Annotated in this window: 15 protein-coding genes; 10 read left to right on the top strand and 5 right to left on the bottom strand. The window is 73.3% G+C overall.

Annotation, left to right across the window (positions count from 1 at the left end):
- Positions 1-238 precede the first annotated feature (238 nt).
- Both ACZ7JA_RS23930 and ACZ7JA_RS23925 read left to right on the top strand, forming a co-directional pair.
- Complete coding sequence (locus tag ACZ7JA_RS23930; RefSeq protein ID WP_389301496.1) at positions 239-1,768, top strand: SDR family NAD(P)-dependent oxidoreductase; 1,530 nt, start codon at positions 239-241, stop codon at positions 1,766-1,768.
- Positions 1,769-2,139: 371 nt separating this feature from the next.
- Complete coding sequence (locus ACZ7JA_RS23925) at positions 2,140-2,313, top strand: hypothetical protein (protein WP_351667983.1); 174 nt, start codon at positions 2,140-2,142, stop codon at positions 2,311-2,313.
- A 99-nt stretch (positions 2,314-2,412) separates the two neighbouring features.
- Here ACZ7JA_RS23925 and ACZ7JA_RS23920 read toward each other — a convergent pair whose 3' ends face one another.
- Positions 2,413-3,774 (bottom strand): amidase, encoded by a 1,362-nt coding sequence (locus ACZ7JA_RS23920; protein ID WP_351667981.1) that lies wholly within the window; start codon positions 3,772-3,774, stop codon positions 2,413-2,415.
- Positions 3,775-3,953: 179 nt separating this feature from the next.
- Positions 3,954-4,964, bottom strand: a complete 1,011-nt coding sequence (locus ACZ7JA_RS23915; protein ID WP_389452332.1) for a LacI family DNA-binding transcriptional regulator — start codon at positions 4,962-4,964, stop codon at positions 3,954-3,956.
- A 274-nt stretch (positions 4,965-5,238) separates the two neighbouring features.
- Between ACZ7JA_RS23915 and ACZ7JA_RS23910 the strand changes: the two genes are divergently transcribed.
- Genes ACZ7JA_RS23910 through ACZ7JA_RS23885 form a run of 6 tightly spaced genes read left to right on the top strand, consistent with a single transcriptional unit; the run spans position 5,239 to position 14,768 of the window.
- Positions 5,239-6,528, top strand: a complete 1,290-nt coding sequence (locus ACZ7JA_RS23910; RefSeq protein ID WP_351667977.1) for an ABC transporter substrate-binding protein — start codon at positions 5,239-5,241, stop codon at positions 6,526-6,528.
- 5 nt (positions 6,529-6,533) lie between these two features.
- Positions 6,534-7,430, top strand: a complete 897-nt coding sequence (locus tag ACZ7JA_RS23905) for a carbohydrate ABC transporter permease (RefSeq protein WP_351667975.1) — start codon at positions 6,534-6,536, stop codon at positions 7,428-7,430.
- A complete protein-coding gene (locus ACZ7JA_RS23900) occupies positions 7,427-8,341 on the top strand; it encodes a carbohydrate ABC transporter permease (protein ID WP_470810272.1) in 915 nt (304 codons plus the stop codon). The genes ACZ7JA_RS23905 and ACZ7JA_RS23900 overlap by 4 nt, the downstream gene beginning before the upstream one ends.
- Positions 8,342-8,392: 51 nt before the next feature.
- Entirely contained in the window at positions 8,393-9,649 is a 1,257-nt protein-coding gene (locus ACZ7JA_RS23895; RefSeq protein WP_389301507.1) for a glycoside hydrolase 5 family protein, read from the top strand.
- The gene (locus tag ACZ7JA_RS23890) at positions 9,646-11,700 is read left to right on the top strand and encodes an endo-beta-N-acetylglucosaminidase (RefSeq protein WP_450746721.1); all 2,055 of its coding nucleotides are present in this window, start codon (positions 9,646-9,648) and stop codon (positions 11,698-11,700) included. The genes ACZ7JA_RS23895 and ACZ7JA_RS23890 overlap by 4 nt, the downstream gene beginning before the upstream one ends.
- 44 nt (positions 11,701-11,744) lie before the next feature.
- Positions 11,745-14,768, top strand: a complete 3,024-nt coding sequence (locus ACZ7JA_RS23885) for an alpha-mannosidase (protein ID WP_470810269.1) — start codon at positions 11,745-11,747, stop codon at positions 14,766-14,768.
- Between the two features lie 37 nt (positions 14,769-14,805).
- Here the strand turns inward: ACZ7JA_RS23885 and ACZ7JA_RS23880 are convergent, their stop codons facing one another.
- Positions 14,806-16,227 (bottom strand): lipase maturation factor family protein, encoded by a 1,422-nt coding sequence (locus tag ACZ7JA_RS23880; protein ID WP_389452346.1) that lies wholly within the window; start codon positions 16,225-16,227, stop codon positions 14,806-14,808.
- Between the two features lie 168 nt (positions 16,228-16,395).
- Between ACZ7JA_RS23880 and ACZ7JA_RS23875 the strand changes: the two genes are divergently transcribed.
- Both ACZ7JA_RS23875 and ACZ7JA_RS23870 read left to right on the top strand, forming a co-directional pair.
- Positions 16,396-18,507: a SpoIIE family protein phosphatase gene (locus ACZ7JA_RS23875; RefSeq protein WP_351667963.1), complete on the top strand. Its 2,112-nt coding sequence runs from the start codon at positions 16,396-16,398 to the stop codon at positions 18,505-18,507.
- Between the two features lie 40 nt (positions 18,508-18,547).
- A complete protein-coding gene (locus tag ACZ7JA_RS23870; protein WP_470810266.1) occupies positions 18,548-19,411 on the top strand; it encodes an Fpg/Nei family DNA glycosylase in 864 nt (287 codons plus the stop codon).
- Between the two features lie 85 nt (positions 19,412-19,496).
- Here ACZ7JA_RS23870 and ACZ7JA_RS23865 read toward each other — a convergent pair whose 3' ends face one another.
- A complete protein-coding gene (locus ACZ7JA_RS23865) occupies positions 19,497-20,153 on the bottom strand; it encodes a zf-HC2 domain-containing protein (RefSeq protein WP_351667959.1) in 657 nt (218 codons plus the stop codon).
- 205 nt (positions 20,154-20,358) lie between these two features.
- A complete protein-coding gene (locus ACZ7JA_RS23860; RefSeq protein ID WP_351667957.1) occupies positions 20,359-20,880 on the bottom strand; it encodes a hypothetical protein in 522 nt (173 codons plus the stop codon).
- Positions 20,881-21,028 lie beyond the last annotated feature (148 nt).

Raw genomic sequence — 21,028 nt, 5'->3', positions numbered from 1 at the left:
GGCCCTGCGGCACCGCCCCGGCCCGCCTGCCCGGCGGACCGGGGCGGAGCCGTGCCCGGGCCGGCCGCCGACCGGGCGGGCGACGGACGTCGCCGCAGCTCAGCGCGGTGGGGCGGCGGGCGGGGGCCGGGTCCGGGGGAGCGGTTTGGCCGAAGGGTGCACCGCTACGTAAAATTCCCCGTTCGAAAGCGGGCGCGAGTCGGAGCGCTGCGCGGGTGATCAGGGAAGCGGCAGCGCGATGACGGTGACAGAGGACGGTTCCGTGCCCATGGAGGCAGCCATGGCCGTCCCCACGGACGCAACCGTGGAAGAGGTGGTCCACGGACCCGGTATCGACCCCGAGCGGCTCGCCGTCTGCCTGAGCGTGCTCGATGAGCTCGACCGGCTCGACGTCGACCACCCCGACGCGATCGCGGTGCGCCGCGCCACCTCGCACATCTACCGTACGGTCAAGCAGCGCCGCCGCCAGGAGCGCCGCGCCGCCAAGACCGCGCACGACCGTGCCGTCACCGAGGCCACCGCCACGGGGTCCGCCGAGCGCATCGACGACGAGACAGAGGGCATCCTGCCCTCGTCCAAGACCGGCGAGGGCCGGATCGCCGGCATCCTCCAGCGCCCCCGCTCCTGCTACGTCTGCAAGCAGCGGTACGTCGAGGTCGACTACTTCTACCACCAGCTCTGCCAGAAGTGCGCCGACGAGAACCGGGCCAAGCGGGACGCCCGCGCCGACCTCACCGGCAAGCGCGCCCTGCTCACCGGCGGCCGTGCCAAGATCGGCATGTACATCGCGCTCCGGCTGCTGCGGGACGGTGCGCACACGACCGTCACCACCCGCTTCCCCAAGGACGCCATCCGCCGCTTCAAGGCGATGGAGGACTCGGCGGACTGGCTGCACCGGCTGGAGGTCGTCGGCATCGACCTGCGCGACCCGGCGCAGGCAGTGGCCCTGGCCGAGCAGGTCGCCGAGGCCGGCCCGCTCGACATCCTGATCAACAACGCCACGCAGACCGTGCGCCGGCTGCCCTCCGCGTACGCCGCCCTGGTGGACGGCGAGAGCGCGCCGCTGCCCGCCGGTGAACTGCCCTCCCACCACGTCATCGGAGCCTTCAACTCCGGCGCCGTCGACGGGATAGCCGCGCTGCCCGTCGGCACCAGCGGCCTGGACGCGCAGAAGGTCGCGGACCTCGCCCTCGTCGCGGGCAACGCCAGCGTCGCCCGGCACCTCGACGGCACGGCCATCGACGCGGGCGGCCTCGTCCCGGACGTGGTCGACTCCAACACCTGGGTGCAGACCATCGAGCAGATCTCCCCGGTGGAGCTGCTCGAGACCCAGCTCTGCAACTACACGGCGCCGTTCATCCTCATCAGCAAGCTGCGCCCGGCCATGGCGGAGGCCGCGCGACGGGCCGGCCGCGGGCGTGCCTACGTGGTGAACGTCTCCGCGATGGAGGGCGTCTTCAGCCGCGGCTACAAGGGCGCCGGACACCCGAACACCAACGCCGCGAAGGCGGCCATGAACATGGTGACGCGGACCAGCGCCCAGGAGATGTTCGACACGGACGGCATCCTCATGACCGCCGTCGACACCGGCTGGATCACCGACGAGCGTCCGCACTTCGAGAAGCTGCGGCTGGCCGAGGAGGGCTTCCACGCGCCCCTCGACCTGGTCGACGGCGCGGCCCGTGTATACGACCCGATCGTGCGCGGCGAGGCGGGCGAGGACCTGTACGGCGTCTTCATGAAGGACTACGCGCCCGGGAAGTGGTGAGTCCGCACCCCCGGTGACCGAAGAAGCCCACTCGGATTCGAAGGCGTGTTCGCCTGATGAGCCGAGTGGGTGATTCGTTTGGGTCGACGAGTGATGCGCTTTGTGGCAGATAGCCGCATATTGAGAGGCATTGGGGGGTCGGACGACTCCCGATAGTTACACCTTGTTTGCACTCCCTATCGAGCGGCTGTCCGCTCATTTGGTTAATCTGGAGGACGCGGACAGCAGTACCGGGTCCCACCCACACCCATCGTCCGTACCGGCGCCACCGCGTCCGACTGGCCTTCCATCCAGACCCGAGCGGGCACGAGTGCCGGAGCGCAGCTGTGCGGTATGCCCCGAGGGTGAGCCCGACACATAAGGAGTGCGCGGTGACACCGGAGAAGACGAATCTCGACGAACGCCCCACGGAACGCGGCGAGCGCGCCGGCCGGCGGCACGGAGAACTCGGCAGCCTCGACGTGTGGGCCCGGTCCGCGCCCATCCGCCTCGCCGGGTACGAGGAGGACCTCGCCGAACCCCACATCCTGCCCAGCGTGGACTGACCGCCGGGCCGATCAGGTCGTCACGGGTACGGGCGTGACAGGCACACGCCCATACCGATCCGAGGAGCCGGCCGTCGGCCGGCTCCTCGCGCGACCGCCTCAGGCCCCGTCCGCCGGGTCCGGCAGCGGCGCCGTCCGGGACCACGGGCGCAGTGTCTCCAGCTCCTGCGCCAGCGCCAGCAGATCCGCCTCCCGGCCCGGCAGCGCCACGAGCTGCACGGCGCAGGGCGCGCCCGAGGGCAGGACGCCGAAGGGGACCGACATCGCCGGCCAGCCGGTCAGGTTCCACGGCGGGGTGAAGGGCGAGTAGGCGGTGTTCGCCAGGATGTTGCGCAGCCAGCCGCGCTCGTGCCAGGGGGCCGCCTCGGGGGAGCGGCGGGCGAGGGCCGGGGTCAGCAGTACGTCGTGCTCGGTGAGGAACGGGGTGAGCCGGGCGCGCAGGCGTTCCCGCTGGTCCCCGGAGCGGACCGACCGGACGAAGCGGCGGCCCACCGCCGCGTGCACCCGGGTCCGCCGGGCCAGCAGCGCCGGGTCCAGACCCTCCGCGTCCACCGCCGTGCCCGCCGTCCAGTGCCGCAGCGAGGTCACGCCGAGGGAGAGCGGATACGGCGGCTCCGCGCGCCGGAGCCGGTGCCCGGCCCCCGCCAGCGCCCCGGCCGCCTCCCGGACCGCGGTCGTGTACGGCCTGCTGACGCTCACCCCGGCGAGCGGGCTGCGCAGCGCGACGGCGACGCGGAGCGGCTTGCGCTCCGCGCGTCCCGGGAACCCGGTGTCCGCGAGCACCGAGAGCATCAGCCGCAGATCCCCGACCGTGGTGGCCAGCGGCCCGTTCTCCGACATGCCGAACCAGTCGCCGTTGCCGATCCCGGCCGGCACCACCCCGTGCCCCGGCTTCAGCGTGACCAGCCCGCAGTTGGCCGCCGGGATGCGCAGCGAGCCCATGCCGTCGTTGCCGAGCGCCAGCGGCACCAGGCCCGCGGCCACCGCCGCCGCGCTGCCACCGGAGGAGCCGCCCGCCGTACGGGAGAGGTCCCAGGGGTTGCGGGCGGTGCCGTGGACGCCCTCCGTGGTGCCGAAGACGCACAGCTCGGGCACGTTCGTCAGGCCCACGACCACGGCGCCGGCCGCCCGCAGCCGGGCCACCGTCACATGGTCCTCGGCGGCCGGTTCGTCCGGCGTGGCGGCGGAGCCGTTGCGGTGCGACTCGCCGCGCACCGCCAGGTTGTCCTTGACCGCCACCGGCACCCCCGCGAGCGGCAGTCCGGCCAGGTCGGCCCGCGCCGCCACCTCGTCCGCCTCCGCGAGCGCCGCCTCGGCCCGCACGGTGCGGAAGGCCCCGATCCGGCCGTCGAGGCGCTCGATCCGGGCGAGGTGCTCCGCCACCACCTGCCGTGGCGTGACGTCCTTCTCGCGTACGGCCGCGGCGATGTCGGCGGCGGTCCGGCCGGCCCAGCTGGTCACGGGCACTCCCTGGCTACTCGTCGGTATGAATCAAGCGCGCAGGGAGAACTGTGCACGTTCGGGCGCGGCGCGTCGAGAGGGAGGAACCGGTCGCCGGTCGCGGCCGGCGGCACGCTCCACCGACGTGTCGTGGGAGCCACCGCTCCGGCCCGTGCCGGGAGCGCGCAGCTCCCGGCGCCTCAGGCCGGGGCAGCCGCCCCCGTACTGCCGCGGCCGGTGAGCCGGGGCACCGGCACCCCCACCGACCGTGCCGGCTCGCCGTCCAGCAGCGCCATCAGCTCCCGCGCCGCGGTCCGGCCGAACTCGGCGCTGTCGCGGGACAGGGCGGACAGCCGCGGTGTCACCATGCGGCACAGGGCCGAGTCCTCCCACGACACCACCGACACGTCCCGCGGGACGCGGAAGCCCAGCTCGGCCGCCGCGGCCAGACCCGCCACCGCCATCACGTCGTTGTCGTAGATCAGCGCGGTCGGGGGCGGTGACCCGCCGAGGACCCGGCGGGTCACCGCCGCGCCCTCCGCGTCGGAGTAGTCGGTGGTCAGCGAGCGGACCCCGGTGAGGCCGCGGCGCTCCGCCTCCGCGCGCAGGGTCGCGATCCGGCGCCGGGTGTGCGCCAGGCCGGGCAGCCCCGCGATGTGCACGATCCGGCGGTGCCCCAGCGCCGCCAGCTCCTCCACCACCGACGCCATCGCGCCCGCGTCGTCCGCCCAGACCGTGGACAGGCCGGGGTGCCGCACGTCGGGAGCGCCGCCGATGACCACGGCGGGCAGGCCGAGTTCGTCCAGGAGATCCGGACGCGGGTCCTCGGCGCGCGGGTCGACCACCAGGACGCCGTCCACCCGGTGCTCCGCCCACCAGCGCCGGTACACCGCGCACTCGTCGGCCGTGTCCGCGGCCACCTGGAAGAGCAGACCCAGGTGGCGCTCGGCCAGCACCTCCTGGATGCCGGAGACGAGATGCAGGAAGAAGGAGTCGACGCCGAGCGTGTCCGCGGGCCGGGCCAGCACGAAACCGACCGTGGCCGCCCCCTCGCCGGACAGGGCGCGGGCCGCGGTGCTGGGACGCCAGGCCAGTTGCTCGGCCACCCGGCGGACCCGGGCGCGGGTGGCCTCCGAGACCCCGGGGCGGCCGTTGAGGGCGAACGAGACGGCGCTCTCGGAGACTCCGGCGCGGCGCGCGATGTCCTTCATCGTCGGCCGGCGCGCGGGTGATCGCCTCTCCGGCAACACTGTGCCCCTTCCCGTGCGGGCCCGGAACCGGCCAACTGCTAATGCGCTTGAGTCCACTTACCCTAAAGCGCATTAGCGATCGGCGGCAATAGAGCGTAAGCGCCGCGATGAACAGGGGATTTGAGCCACTAATGACTTTAGCGAGGTCGAATCCATTGACGCGTCCCACTGACGCTGTGCACAGTCTGGCCCGGCACCTTCTGCCACATCCCCCCTGCAAAGGAGCCCAGCCGCCGTGCGCATCTCCCGCAGCACCTTCGCCGCCGCCGCCGTCGCCCTCCTCCTGCCGCTGAGCGCGTGCGGCCCGGGCGGGGACGGAGGCGGCTCGACCGACGCCTCGGGCAAGGTGGAGGGCGACATCACCTTCCAGACCTGGAACCTGCGCGCCAACTTCAAGCCGTACTTCGAGGGCCTGATCGCGGACTTCGAGAAGCAGCACCCCGGCGCCCACGTGAAGTGGATCGACCAGCCCGCCGAGGGCTACGCCGACAAGATCAGCGCCGACGCCGCCGGCGGCACCCTGCCCGACGTCGTCAACGTCTCCCCGGACCTGGTCGCCCCGCTCGCCAAGGCCGGTCTCGCCCTCGACCTCGACAAGTCGGCGGGCAGGTACAGGTCCGAGTACCTGCCCGGGGCCTGGGCCGGCCACCGGGTGCCGGGCCTCGGCGGAACGTACGCCTTCCCCTGGTACCTGAACACCGGACCGCTCTTCTACAACAAGGCCCTGTTCCGGAAGGCCGGACTCGACCCCAGCGCACCGCCGAAGACGTACGGCGACCTCTTCAGCGACGCCCGGCGGATCGCCGACAGGACCGGCGGCAAGGTCGCCACACTCGCCAACGTGCCCACGATCGAGGACTTCGGCCGGTACGGCGTGCCGCTGATGAACAAGGAGGGGACCGGCTTCGCCTTCGACGACGCCAAGGGGGTCGAACTCCTCACCGAGTACAAGCGGCTCTACGACGCCAAGGCACTCGACCCGCAGGCGCTCACCGCCACCCCGGAGTCCTCGGGCCGCAAGTTCCTCACCCAGGCCGTCGCCATGAACCCCGGCAGCGCCCTCGACCTCGGCAACTTCAAGAAGCAGGCGCCCGGCCTCTACCGGAACATCGGGATCACCGACCAGATCACCAGCACCGGGCACGCCAACATGTACGTGATGGGCGTGATGGTCAACTCCCGTACGAAGCACACCCCGGCCGCGGTCGCCTTCGCGCACTTCGTCACCGACGCGCGCAACCAGATGTCCTTCGCCAAGAAGGTCGCCATCTTCCCCAGCACCGCCGGCTCCCTCGACGACCCGTACTTCACCGAGCAGGACGGCACCGACGAGACCCGGGTGCGGGTCGCGGCCGCCAAGTCGCTGAAGACCGCCGTCAACTACACCCCGGTGCTGTTCAGCGAGCAGATGAAGACCGCGCTGCGCAACGAGGTCGCCAAGGCGCTCCAGGGCAAGGAGAGCCCCGCCGCGGCCCTCGACAACGCTGTCAGGGCCTGCGACCGGCTCCTGAAGCAGCAGGGCTGAGCAGCATGGCCACCCCCACCCCCACGTCCCGGATACGGCGGCAACTTCCCAGCAGTCCTTGGCTGTTCGCCGCCCCCGGGCTGCTGGTCGCCGGCGCGTTCGTGCTCTACCCGTTCGTGTCGACCGTCGTGAACTCCTTCACCGACCGCCGCACCCTGATCCCGGGGCGCTTCGTGGGTCTCGCCAACTTCCGCGAACTCCTCCACGACGACATGTTCTGGACCGGGCTGCGCAACAGCTTCCTGTACATCGCCGGCGTCGTGCCCGCGCTGGTGGTCCTGCCGCTGCTGCTCGCGCTGCTGGTGCGGCGCGACATCCCCGGCATCACCTTCTTCCGGTCCGCCTTCTACACGCCGGTGGTCGCCTCCATCGTGGTCGTCGGCCTGATCTGGGTGTGGCTGCTGGACGAGCGCGGCCTCGTCAACTCCCTGCTGGAGGCGGTCGGCGTCGGGCGCGTCGGCTTCCTCAGCGACCAGTGGCTGCTCCTGCTCAGCGCCATGGCGGTGACGGTGTGGAAGGGCCTCGGCTACTACATGATCATTTATCTGGCGGCGCTCGCGAACGTCCCGCGCGAACTGCACGAGGCCGCCGCCGTGGACGGCGCGGGACCGGTCCGTCGCTTCCTCAGCGTCACGGTGCCGGCCGTGCGGTCCACCATGGTGCTGGTCGCCGCGCTCTCCTCGGTCGCCGCGTTCAAGGTGTTCTCCGAGGTGTACCTGATGGCCGGACCCAGCGGCGGCCCGGCGGGCGAGGACACCACCCTCGTCATGCTCGTCCAGCGCACCGGCACCGGACTGACCGGCCGGGTCGGCTACGCCTCCGCCCTCTCCGTCGTGGTGTTCGCCGTCACCGTCGCACTGATGCTCCTCGTGCTGCGCGCCGACCGGAAGGAGGAGACATGAGCGTCCTGGAGAAGACGGCGCACGCGGACCTGCCGGCCGCGCCGCCCGCCGCCCGCGCGCCCCGGATCACCGACGAGCACGGCCGCCGGATCCGGCCCGCCGAACTGGTCCTGCGCTACGCGCTGCTGCTCGCCGTCCTCGCCCTCACCACCGGGCCCTTCCTGTGGCAGCTCTCCACGTCCCTCAAGGGCCCCACCGAGGACATCTTCGGCTCACCGCCCGAGTTCCTGCCCGCGCATCCCACCCTGCACAACTACGCGCGGGTCGCGGACACCATCCCCGTCTGGGACTACGCCCTCAACTCGCTGAAGGTGGCCGCCGCGAGCGTCGTGACCAACTGCGCCGGTTCGGCCCTCGCCGGCTACGCCCTGGCCCGCCTGCGCTACCGCGGCCGCAGGGCGGCGACCCTGGTCTTCGTGCTGGCCATGCTGGTGCCCGTGGAGGGCATCATCATCGCCCAGTTCACCACCATGCGGGAACTCGGCCTGAACAACACGCTCATCGGCGTCGTCCTGCCCGGTTCGGTCGCGGCGCTGAACGTCCTGCTGATGCGCAACGCCTTCCGCAACCTGCCGTACGAGATCGAGGAGGCCGCCTACGTCGACGGCGCCGACGTCTGGCAGCGGTTCTGGCGTATCGCGCTGCCGGCGGTGAAGGGCACCCTCGCCGTCGTCGCGATCTTCGCCTTCATGGGCGCCTGGGACGACTTCCTGTGGCCGCTCGTCGTGCTCAGCGACCCCGACAGGTTCACCCTGACCATCGGCCTCAACTACCTGCACGGCACCTTCGCGAACGACGAACGGCTGGTCGCCGCGGGCACCGTCATCGCCGTGGCCCCGCTCATCGCCCTCTTCGCCTGCCTCCAGCGGTACTTCTTCCGCGGGGTCGGCGAGGGCGCCGTCAAGGGCTGACCGCACCGCCGCGGGGCCCGCCGGCCCCCGTACTCACCGCAAGGACACCGTATGCCCCCTGCCGTGCGCCTCGGCGTCAACTACACCCCGAGCGAAGGCTGGTTCCACCACTGGCTCGACTTCGACCTGGACGCCGTGCGCGCCGACCTGGACGCGATCGCGGCCCTCGGCCTCGACCACATCCGCGTCTTCCCGCTCTGGCCCTACTTCCAGCCCAACCGCACCCTGATCCGCCCCCGCGCCGTGGCGCAGCTGGTGGCACTCGCCGACGCGGCCGCCGAGCGCGGCCTGGACGTCAACGTGGACGGCCTCCAGGGCCACCTGAGCAGCTTCGACTTCCTGCCCGCCTGGACCCGCACCTGGCACCGGCGCAACCTCTTCACCGACCCGGACGTGGTCGGCGGCCAGGCCGAGTACCTGCGCACCCTCGCCGCCGCCCTGGCCGGCCGGCCCAACTTCATCGGCATGACCGTCGGCAACGAGGTCAACCAGTTCGCCGCCGGACCCCACCCCGACCCCGACCGGATCACGGCGGAGGAGGCCGAGCGGTGGCTCGGCACGCTGCTCGCCGCCTGCGCCGAGGGCGCGCCCGGCCGGCTCCACCTGCACGCCTCGTACGACGCCGCCTGGTACCAGGACGACCAGCCCTTCACACCAGGGCACTCGGCCCGGCTCGGCGCCGTCACCGCCGTCCACTCCTGGGTGTTCAACGGCACCGCGCAGCGCCACGGCCGCACCTCCGTGCCCGCCGAGCACCACGCCGCCTACCTGGTCGAGCTGAGCAAGGCCTGGGCCGAGGAGCCGCACCGGCCGGTCTGGCTGCAGGAGGTCGGGGCGCCGGCGCCCCTGGTGCCCGCCGAGCACGCCGCCGCCTTCGCCGAGGCCACCGTGGCCGGCGCGCTGGACTGCCCGGACCTGTGGGGCATCACCTGGTGGTGCTCCTACGACGTCTCCCGCGACCTCGCCGACTTCCCCGAACTCGAATACGGGCTGGGCCTGTTCACCAACGACCGCAAGCCCAAGGACATCGCCCGCGTGCTGGCCGACGCCGCCCGCGCGCCCCGCACCGAACCGGCGGCGCGCACCACGGCCCTCGTCGTCCCCGCCGACCCCGGCCGCCGCTCCCGGTGCGCCCCCGGCGGCCCCGTCTTCGACGCCTTCTTCCGGCTCGTCGCCGACGGAGCCCGCCCCACCACCGTCCTCGACGCCCGCGCCGACGACAAGGAACACCTCGCCGCCCGCGGCATCACCGAAGTCGTCACTCCCGACCAGGTACTCCCCACCCCACCAGGAGGCCCTCGCTCGTGAAGCCCACCAGACGCACCGTCCTGATCGCCGGCGCCGCCGCGGCCCTGCTCCCGGCCGCCCCCGCCCCGGCCGCCCCGGGAACCAGGGCCGCCACCGCGCCGTACGCCTCCTACTGGTACCCGGACTCCCTGCCCGACGGGAGCCCGGACAGCGGCGTCATCTGGCGCAGCCTGAAGTCCTGGCGCGCCGACGGCGACCCCGACCTCGCCTTCAACGCGGCGTCCGTGCCGCTCGCCGCCCGCTTCACGCCCACCCCGGCCAACACCACCGCCCGCTCGGGCCAGGCCCGCGTCCAGGCCCTGGTCTCCTTCGGGCCCACCGCCGCCAACCCCTCGCAGGGGTCGCCCACCGCCGACTACTACGCCCTCACCCACTGGGCCTATCTCGACGAACTGGTGTTCTGGGGCGGCTCGGCGGGCGAGGGGCTGATCCTGGCTCCGAACGCGCCGGTCGTGGACGCCGCCCACCGGCACGGCGTGCCCGTCCTCGGCAACGTCTTCCTGCCGCCCACCGCCTACGGCGGGCAGCTCCGCTGGACCCGCGACCTGGTCCAGAAGGACGCCTCGGGACGCCATCCGCTCGCCGCGCAACTCGTCGCCGTGGCGGCCGCGTACGGCTTCGACGGCTGGTTCCTGAACGCCGAGACGGGCGGCGGGAACACCGCCCTCGGCACCGCGATGCTGGACTTCGTGACCGAGCTGAAGGCGCTCGCGGCGGCCAAGGGGCAGCGGGTGACCTGGTACGACGCGATGACCGTGGACGGCACGGTGAGCTGGCAGGGCGCCCTGAACGACCGGAACCAGGCCTTCTTCCAGAGCGCCGACGACATGTTCGTCGACTTCCGGTGGAGCGCCGGCCCGCTGGCCGCCTCGGCCACCCGGGCCCGTCAACTGGAGCGTGATCCCTACGAGTTGTGGGCCGGCGTCGACGTCGAGTCGAACGGGTCCGGCTCGCCGGTGGACTGGGACGCGATCGTGCCGACGACGAAGGCGCACATCACCTCGATCGGCTTCTACCGGCCCGAGTGGACCCGCAACCACCTGCCCGCCGACCGGCGGACCCCCGAGGACTTCCACGCGGCGGACGACCGGTTCTGGACCGGGCGGTCACCGGACCCCGCGCGGCCCGACGGCACAGACCCCTGGCGGGCGCCCGCCGTGTCGGTGGCGGACCGGTCGACGGTGACCTCCGTGCCGTTCGCCAGCGTGTTCAACACCGGGCACGGGCTGCGCTGGTACGACGGGGGCGCCGTCACCTCGGACGCGCCCTGGAACCACCTCGGACTGCAGGACCGGCTGCCGTCGCGGCGGTGGGTGGTGCGGACGCGGGGACGGCGCCCGGACGTCTCCCTCGACTTCGGCGACGCCTGGCGGGGCGGCAGCAGCGTGCTGGTGGCGGGCGGCCTCGACGAACCGGCGGTCCTCGACCTGTACGCGACCCGGCTGCCGATCACCGCCGGCACGGTTGTCGAACTGACGCACCGGGCCGACGCTGGAGAGGTGAACGTCGAGCTGGCCGTCGCCACCGCGGAGCCGGACGGCGCCGGTGCGCCACCGCCGTACACCTACCTGCCCCTCGGTCCCGCGCACCGGCCCGACCCGGCCGGTCCCGCCCACCCGGCCGACGCGGCCGGCGCCTGGCGGACCTCGACCGTGCCCCTCACCGGGCTCTCCGGCACGGCGCACGCCCTCGGGGTGCGCCTGAGCGCGCCCGGCGGCGGCCCCGTGCGCTGGCGGCTCGGCCGCGTCGCGGTGCGCCGCACCGCCTCGGTTCCCGCCGCGCCCACCGGCCTGCGGATCACCGCCGCCACCGGCGGCGACCTGCGCCTCGCCTGGAACGCCGCGCCCCGCCGGGTCCCGGTCCGCCACTACGAACTGCACCGTCTGCTGCCCGACGGCACCCGCCGCTTCCTCGGCGGCACCTGCCAGCGCGCGTTCTTCGTCACCGGCCTGCGACCCGAGCGGGGAGAGCGCGCCGCACGACTCGAACTGCGGGCGGTGGGGGAGCTGTACGGCGCCTCGGCCCCCGTCACCGTCACCCACTCCTGGTAGCCCGCCCGTGTCCCGCACCCGGAACCCAGCAGGGAGCACCCCGCATGCATGACGACCGCAGCCTGGTCGAAGCCCGTCTCCGGCGCGTCCTCGACGAGCGCCTCCGTCCCGCCGTGTACCCCGAGTCGGTGCCGCTGCGGGTGGCCGTCTGGCACGCGCCCGGCGAGCCCGTGCCGGTCGCGGAGGGGCTGGCGGCCGAGCCCGAGCCGATCGAGGTGGGCGCCCGGTGGGGCGCGCCCTGGGGCACGAGCTGGTTCCGGGTGACCGGGACCGTCCCCGAGGCCTGGGCGGGCCGGGCCGTGGAGGCCCTGCTCGACCTCGGCTTCGACGAGAACATGCCCGGCTTCCAGTGCGAGGGCCTGGTCTACCGGCCCGACGGCACGCCGGTGAAGGGCCTCAACCCCCGCAACCAGTGGGTGCGGATCGGCGCCCCCGCCGAGGGCGGGGAGGAGGTGCGCCTGCACATCGAGGCCGCCTCCAACCCGGTCATCCTCGACTACCGCCCCTTCCGGCCCACCCGGCTCGGCGACAAGGACACCGCCGGGCACGAGCCGCAGTACACGCTCGCCCGCATGGACCTCGCCGTGTTCGACGAGACCGTGTGGCGGCTGGTGCTGGACCTGGAGGTGCTGGGCGAGCTGATGGCCGAGCTGCCGGCGGACTCCGCCCGGCGGCACGACATCCTGCGCGCCGTCGACGGGGCCCTGGACCTCGTCGACCTCCAGGACGTGAACGGCACCGCGGAGCGCGCGCGGGCCCGGCTCGCCGGCGTGCTGGCCGCCCCGGCGGTGCCCTCCGCGCACCGGATCAGCGCCGTCGGGCACGCGCACATCGACTCGGCGTGGCTGTGGCCGCTGCGGGAGACCGTGCGCAAGGTGGCCCGTACGACCGCCAACATGACCGCGCTGATCGAGGACGAGCCGGACTTCGTCTTCGCCATGTCCCAGGCGCAGCAGTGGGCGTGGGTGAAGGAGCACCGGCCCGAGGTGTGGGCGCGGGTGCGCAAGGCCGTGGCGGAGGGCAGGTTCGTGCCGGCCGGCGGAATGTGGGTCGAATCGGACACCAACATGCCCGGATCGGAGGCGATGGCGAGGCAGTTCGTGCACGGCAAGCGGTTCTTCCTCGACGAGTTCGGCATCGAGAACGAGGAGGCCTGGCTGCCCGACACCTTCGGCTTCGCCGCCGGGCTCCCGCAGATCATCCGGGCGGCCGGGTCCAAGTGGCTGCTGACCCAGAAGATCTCCTGGTCGCGGACGAACACGTTCCCGCACCACACCTTCCACTGGGAGGGCATCGACGGCACCCGGATCTTCACCCACTTCCCGCCCGTCGACACCTACAACTGCTCGATGCGGGGGGGCGAGATCGCCCACGCGGCCCGGAACTTCAAGGAGAAGGGCAGGGCCCGGCACTCCCTGGCGCCCACCGGCTGGGGCGACGGAGGCGGCGGCACCACCCGCGAGATGGTCGCCAAGGCGGCCCGGCTGCGCGACTTGGAGGGCTCCGCGACCGTCGTCTGGGAGACGCCCCGGGCGTTCTTCGAGAAGGCCGAGGCCGAGTATCCCGAAGCGCCGGTCTGGGTCGGCGAGCTCTACCTCGAACTGCACCGCGCCACCCTCACCAGCCAGGCCATGACCAAGCAGGGCAACCGCCGCAGCGAGCACCTGCTGCGCGAGGCCGAACTGTGGGCGGCGACGGCGGCGGTCCGCACCGGGTTCCGCTACCCGTACGAGGAACTGGACCGGATCTGGAAGACCGTCCTGCTGCACCAGTTCCACGACATCCTCCCCGGCTCCTCCATCGCCTGGGTGCACCGCGAGGCCCGGGCGACGTACCGGCGGGTCGCCGCCGAGCTGACCGGCGTCATCGAGGCCGCGCAGCGCGCGCTGGCGGGCGAGGGCACCACGGCGCTGGTGTTCAACGCCGCCCCGCACGCCCGCGCCGGCGTCCCGGCCGCGGGGGCGGGGGCGGCGGCCGCACGGACGGAGGGCGCGACCACACTCGCGCCGCGCCCGGACGGCGGCCATGTGCTGGACAACGGCCTGCTGCGGATCGGGATCGACGCCCGCGGCCTGGTCGTCTCGGCGTACGACATCGCCGCCGACCGCGAGACCGTAGCCCCCGGCCGCGCGGCGAACCTGCTCCAGCTGCACCCCGACTTCCCGAACATGTGGGACGCCTGGGACGTCGACGAGTTCTACCGGAACACGGTCACGGACCTCACGGACGCCGACTCGGTGACGGCGGACGAGGACGGCGCCTCGGTGCGGATCGTACGGTCCTTCGGGGCCTCCCGGGTCACCCAGGTGCTGTCGCTGGCGCCGGGGGAGCGGCGGCTGCTGATCGACACCGAGGTCGACTGGCACGAGACGGAGAAGTTCCTGAAGCTGGCCTTCCCGCTCGACCTGCACGCCGAACGGTACGCGTCCGAGACCCAGTTCGGGCACGTCCACCGGCCCACCCACACCAACACCTCGTGGGAGGCCGCCAAGTTCGAGGCCTGCAACCACCGCTTCGTCCACCTGGAGGAACCCGGATGGGGCGTGGCGCTGGTGAACGACTCGACGTACGGCCACGACGTGACCCGCACGGTTCGCACCGACGGCGACCGCGGTACGACGACCACGGTCCGCGCCTCCCTCCTGCGGGCCCCGCGCTTTCCCGACCCCGAGACCGACCAGGGCGTCCACCGCTTCCGGCACGCCCTGGTCCCCGGCGCCGGGATCGCGGACGCGGTCCGCGAGGGCTGGCGGATCAACCTGCCGGAGCGGCGCGTCGACGGCGCCCACGAGGTCGCCCCGCTGGTCACGGTGGACGACGACGCGGTCGTCGTCACGGCCGTGAAACTGGCCGACGACGGCAGCGGCGATGTCGTGGTCCGCTTCCACGAGGCCCACGGAGGCCGCGCCCGGGCCACCCTGACGGCCGGTTTCGAGGTCACCGGCGTCACGGCGACGGACCTCCTGGAACGGCCGTCCGGGACTCCCGCCCCGGACCGGGACGGCGACCGGATCACCGTGCGGCTGCGGCCGTTCGAGCTGATGACGCTGCGGCTGAGCAGGCGCTGACCCCGTACCTGGCGCACCGCGGCTCGCCGGGCGGCGGTCACGGCCTCCGGGCCGCCCCGGCGAGCCGTGTCGGCGGCAGGTACTCCCGGACGAACGTCCGCTCCCAGCAGGCCCCGGTCGCCCGCAGTTCCCGCCAGGTGGTGTAGCGGTAGCGGAAGAGGCGGGCCCGGACGAACCGGGGCGGGTCGTCCCGGGGGAAGGGGGAGCGGCGCAGCAGCCGCAGGGTGTCGCGGTCGTTCTCCAGCAGCCGTTCCACCAGCCGGCCGAACCAGTCGCCGGCGTAGCCCGGGGACAGCGCGGCGAACCACATCAGCCAGTCGAGGCGCAGGTGGTAGGGCGCGAAGAGGCGCGGCCAGTGCCGCGGATCGCCGGGCTTGCCCCGGAACTCGTACTCCAGCCACTCGGAGTCCGCCCGCGGCGCGTCGTCCAGCGTGCCCTCGATGACCACCTCGTACCGGACCCGGCTGACGCTGCCGAACGCTCCGTAGGTGTTCACCAGGTGCAGCGGGTCGAAGGACCGGTTCATGACCTGGCGCCGGGAGACCATGTTCACCACCGGGTGGTAGCTGAGGAACAGCAGCAGCGCGGCGACGGCCAGGACCACGACCTCGTACCAGAGCGGGGCCGGGGGCACGGCCGGCGCCGTGGCCGGCAGCCGCAGCGCGGACAGCGCCAGCACGATGGTGATCCAGTTCAGCCAGGAGAAGTTCCCGGACAGCACCAGCCAGAGCTGGGTGACGATCATCAGCGCGGCGGCGGCCGAGGCGACCGGCTGCGGGGTGAAGAGCAGGAAGGGCACCGCGAGCTGGGTGAGGTGGTTGGCGGCCACCTCCACCCGGTGCAGCGGTTTCGGCAGATGGTGGAAGAACCAGCTCAGCGGGCCCGGCATCGGCTGGGTCTCGTGGTGGTAGTCGAGACAGGTCAGCTTGCGCCAGCACGCGTCGCCCCGGAGCTTGATGAGCCCGGCCCCGAACTCGACCCGGAACAGGATCCAGCGCAGCAGGAACAGCACGACCACGGGCGGCGCGACCTCGTCGTTGCCGAGGAAGGCCGCGAGGAAGCCGGTCTCCAGCAGCAGCGACTCCCAGCCGAAGGAGTACCAGGTCTGGCCCACGTTGACGACCGACAGGTACAGCGCCCAGGGCACCAGCCACAGCAGGATGCCGCCCCACAGCGGCAGGGCGGAGTCCACCCCGGCGAGCAGCGCCGCCGACACCGCGCAGCCCGCCCAGGCGACGGCCGCGAAGAAGCGGTCCGAGTAGTGCAGATGGAACAGGCTGGGCGCCCGCCGGAACGGCACCCGCGCGGTGAAGCGGGGGATCGGCAGCATGCCGCGCTCACCCAGCAGGGCCCGGAACTGCAGGGCGGCCACCAGGAACGCGACCAGGTACACGCCGGCCAGGGCCCGCTGCAGGACCAGCCTGCTCAGCCAGTAGTCGGGTGCGGTGAACCAGTCCACAACTGCGCTCCTGCCAGGGTCGTGGCCACCGCGACGAGGGTGCCCAGTGGCGCGGGAGGGGCCCGTCACACCGTGTACCGCACGCCATCGCCTGCGTAACACGGGCGGGCGGGGCGGACCGGCCGACTCCCACTCGAAGAATCGGGCGAATGCTGGCAAGGTGGGCGCATGGCTGATCGGGGAGCGAGCGCCCTGTCTCTCCCGGAGGACTGGCCCGCCCACCCGGACCCGATCCTGGCGCTCAACAACATGGGCAGCTTCGACTGGGACCTGGACACCGGTCTGTTCAGCATGGACGCCCAGGCGCACGAGATCTTCGACCTGCGCCCCGACGAGTACGACGGCCGCCCCGAGACCCTCTCCTCGCGGGTGCCCCCCGCCGAGGCGCACCGCCTGGACGCACTGGTGGCCCTGGCCATCAAGGACGGCCGGGAGAACTACGGCGCGTACTTCCGCCTCCGCCGCGGCGACGGCAGCATGCGGTGGACCCACACCCAGGGCTACATACGGCGGGACGAGACCGGCCGCCCGCGCCGGATCATCGGGATCGTCCGGGACGCCACCGAGGAACTCAGCGAACGCGCGAACCGCCAGGACGCGGCCGCCCTGGACGCGGCGCGGCGCGAGCAGACCAACGTCGTCCAGATCGCCACCGCCGCCCTCGCCCACGCCCGCACCGTGCAGGACGTCATCGACGTCGTCACCGACACCCACGGGCTGACCCTGCTCGGCTCCCGGAGCCTGGTCCTCGGGCTGGTCGAGGCGGGCCGCATCCGGCTGGTCGCCGAGGGCCCCGCGGGCAGCTTCGTACCCGGCACCCGGATCACCCGCATAGACGAGCAGTACCCGATGAGCGAGGCGGTGCGGACGCTCAGCCCGTGCTTCATCGAGTCACCGGAGGAGTTCGCCGAGCGCTTCCCGCTGCTGTGGCCGCGCATCACCGGACTGCGGATCACCTCCGCCGCCTATCTGCCGCTGATCGCCCAGGCCCGCCCGATCGGCGCGATGGGCCTGCTCTACGACGACCGGCGCGGCTTCTCCCCCGAGGAGCGCAACGTACTCGTCGCCCTCGGCAGCAGCATCGCGCAGAGCCTGCAGCGGGCCATGCTCTACGAACAGGAGAAGGACCTCGCCCAGGGTCTGCAGCAGGCCATGCTGCCCCGCACCATCCCGAGCGTGCCCGGCGCCGACGTCGCCGTCCGCTACCGTGCCGCCGCCGTCGGCGGCACCCTCGGCCGGGACATCGGCGGCGACTGGTACGACCTGATCCCGCTGCCCGGGGGCAGCCGCTCCGGAGGAGGCCGGGTCGGCGCGGTCATCGGCGACGTCCAGGGCCACGACACCCACGCGGCCGCCGTGATGGGCCAGCTCCGGATCGTGCTGCGCGCCTACGCCGCCGAGGGCCACACCCCGGCCACCGTCATGGCCCGCGCCTCCGTCTTCCTGCGCGAACTCGACACCGACCGCTTCGCGACCTGCCTGTACGCCGAGGCCGACCTGTCCACCGGGGTCGTCCAGGTGGTCCGCGCCGGGCACATCGACCCCCTCGTCCGCCACGCCGACGGCAGCTGCCGCCGCGTCCCGGTCGAGGGCGGTCTGCCGCTCGGGCTGTCCGCCGAGTTCGGCCGGCTGGAGTACCCCGTCTCCACCCTCGAACTCGACCCCGGCGACACGCTCCTGCTGTGCACCGACGGCCTCGTCGAGCAGCCCGGCACCGATCTCGACGACGGTGTGCGCGCCCTGACGGACCTCATCGCCGAGTCCCCCGAGGACGTGCGCGCGCTGGCCAACCGGCTCATAGCGGCGGCCGAGGAGCGCGGCGGCGACGACGACGTGGCCCTGCTCCTGCTGCGCCGGCGCGCCCTGGAGGCCCCGCGGTCCGGCGGCCGGTTCCAGCAGCACGTGGCGCCCGGCGACCCCGAGGCGCTCACCCAGGCCCGGCACCTGATCCGCGCCGCCGTCCGCGGCTGGGGCGCGGGGGAGCGGGCCGACGAGATCGAACTCGTCGCCGACGAACTGATCACCAACGCCCTGATGCACACCGAGGGCGCCGCGATCGTCACCCTGCGGGTCCTGGAGGGCCGCGACCGGCGGCTGCGGGTCGAGGTCGAGGACTCCTCCAGCGCCCTGCCGCGGCGCCGCGACGCGGGGGAGGACGGCGTCTCCGGCCGCGGGCTGCTCCTCGTCGACCGGCTCACCGACGCGTGGGGTGTCGAGGCGCGCGGCGGCGGCAAGGCGGTGTGGAGCGAGTTCCAGGTGCCGGGACGGCCGGCCGCGTGACCGGCGGGGCGTTGCCGGCGCCGGATGGCACTCTGGAACCATGCCGGAACTGCCCGAGGTAGAAGCGCTGAAGGACTTCCTCACCGAGCACCTGGTCGGCCGACGGGTGGTCCGGGTGCTCCCGGTCGCCGTCAGCGTCCTGAAGACGTACGACCCCCCGGTCACCGCGATCGAGGGCAGCGAGGTCACCGCCGTGCGGCGGCACGGCAAGTTCCTCGACCTGGCGACGGGCGACGGGCCGCACCTGGTGACCCATCTGGCCCGCGCGGGCTGGCTGCAGTGGCGGGACCGGCTGCCCGACGGCCCGCCCCGGCCCGGCAGGGGCCCGCTGGCGCTGCGCGTGGCGCTGGAGACGGGCGAGGGCTTCGACCTCACCGAGGCCGGCACCCAGAAGCGGCTCGCGGTGTACGTGGTCCGCGACCCGGACGAGGTGCCGGGCATCGCCCGGCTCGGCCCCGACCCGCTCGCGGCGGACTTCGACGCGGAGCGCCTCGCCGCCCTGCTCAAGGGCGAGAGACGGCGGCTCAAGGGCGCGCTGCGCGACCAGTCCCTGATCGCGGGCGTCGGCAACGCCTACAGCGACGAGATCCTGCACGCCGCGAAGATGTCCCCGTTCAAGCTCGCCGGGTCCCTGACCCCGGAGGAGACCGGGCGGCTCCACGAGGCTCTGCGCGGCACCCTGACCGAGGCGGTCGAGCGTTCGCGCGGCCTCGCCGCCGGACGGCTGAAGGCGGAGAAGAAGAGCGGCCTGCGGGTGCACGGCCGCACCGGCGAACCCTGTCCGGTCTGCGGCGACACCATCCGGGAGGTGGCCTTCAGCGACTCCTCGCTCCAGTACTGCCCCACCTGCCAGACCGGCGGCAAGCCGCTGGCCGACCGGAGACTCTCCCGGCTGCTGAAATGAGGTGGCCCGCTGCCCGACGGCGTCCGCTCGCCGCGCGGACGGCCCGGGCGTGGCGCGGGGGCGGTCCGGGCGTGGCCGGGACGGCTCACTTGCGGGGCGTGAGCGACACCAGCGGGTGTCCGTCCGCGGTGCGCACGTCGTAGCGGGCGATCTGGTCCGGACGCATCGAGGAGCCGGCCATGGTCGTGGTCGTCCCGCTCTCGTGGGCGCCCACCGTCCAGCCGGAGACCGTCTGCTCCGAGCCGTCGCGGCCGACGACCACGAGCCGGCAGGAGTGCGGCCCCGAGCCGTCCTTCACGTCCAGCCGCATCCGGCTGCCCAGGTCCCCGTCCTCCGTGGTCACCTGCGCCCACACCCCGGTGCCCGGATCGGTCGCCGCGGTCACCCGGGCGGCCGGAGCCCCGTGCGCGGAGTGCAGTACGACCCCCGGCCCGGCCACGGCCAGCACGACCGAGGCCGCCAGACCGTACAGGAACCGCCGGCGCCGGGCGCGGTGCCGCAGCGCCAGTTCGCCCAGGAGCCGGTCCAGCAGCCGGGGGCCGGGCTGGGCCACGGGGTGCACGAAGCGCGGCGTGGCCCGGCGGTACAGCATCAACTGCCGTGCGGCGGGACCGAACTCGGTCACCTGTGCCGCGCACCGGGGGCACTCCATGAGGTGGTCCTCGAAGCGGAAGGCCTCCGCCTCGTCCAGCACGCCGAGCGCGTACGCGCCGACGTCGCGATGCCTTTCCAGGGACCTCATGCCGAATCCTCGTGCCGATGGGTGCGGGTGGGGTTACTCCGTGCTCCCATCCGTACGCACCCGACAACCGAATCACTCAAGGCGCACACCGAATCGTGACCAAGAGATTCGGAGCGGCCCGCCCCGCGGATTGGTGCGATTTCCAGAAAACCTCAGGAACTCGCCGGCGGGCAGGTCAGGGCGGTCCCCGGGTCCCGGGCGGGTCTCAGAACAGGTGGATGGCCAGATGTCCGAGGGGCAGTCCGAGCCGCCAGGCGGCGGTCCACACCTTGGGCCCGTCGTCCTCGCCGGACACCGCCGCGCCGCCCGGCACCGCGTCCAGGTCGGGAGCGAGCAGCTCGGTCTCCTCCAGCCAGCGCCAGGCCTCGGCGGCCAGCGCCAGGTCGGGCGAGGGCGCGGCGGCCGCGGACTCCTCGGCGGCCAGCTCGGCCATCCGCAGGCCCACCCACTCCTGCCACTGCTGGTCGTACGCCGTCAGCGACAGCCAGTTCTCCAGCTGCGAGATCACCCGGATGCCGGACAGCTCGCCGTCGGTGTCGGAGAGGAAGACGGTCAGCGCCAGGGCGTCCCGCCCGGCCCGGAACTCGAAGGACGTCGGCGGCATCAGATCGCCGGTGCGCAGCAGCTCGTCGGCGATGTACTCGGCGTACAACCAGGCCATCGGGACGGCCAGTTCACCGCCGACGCCGTCGCTGCCGTCGGTGCTCTCGTGACCTCTGTACGGCATCCCTTCCTGCCTTCCTCCGGTGCGTGCGCCTCGCCCGAAACCTCCGGGCCCGCCATGGGCCCGGCCCCCGTCCGGAAACACGGATGAGGACAGCTGATTGCCCCAACGGGGTTCTCAGCAAGGCGCTTTACCGAGGTTTGACCCGGCC

It is taken from the genome of Streptomyces sp. NPDC038135, from assembly GCF_055601245.1.
Note: the sequence above shows the minus strand (reverse complement) of the source record. Positions and strands in the feature narration are given on the sequence as shown.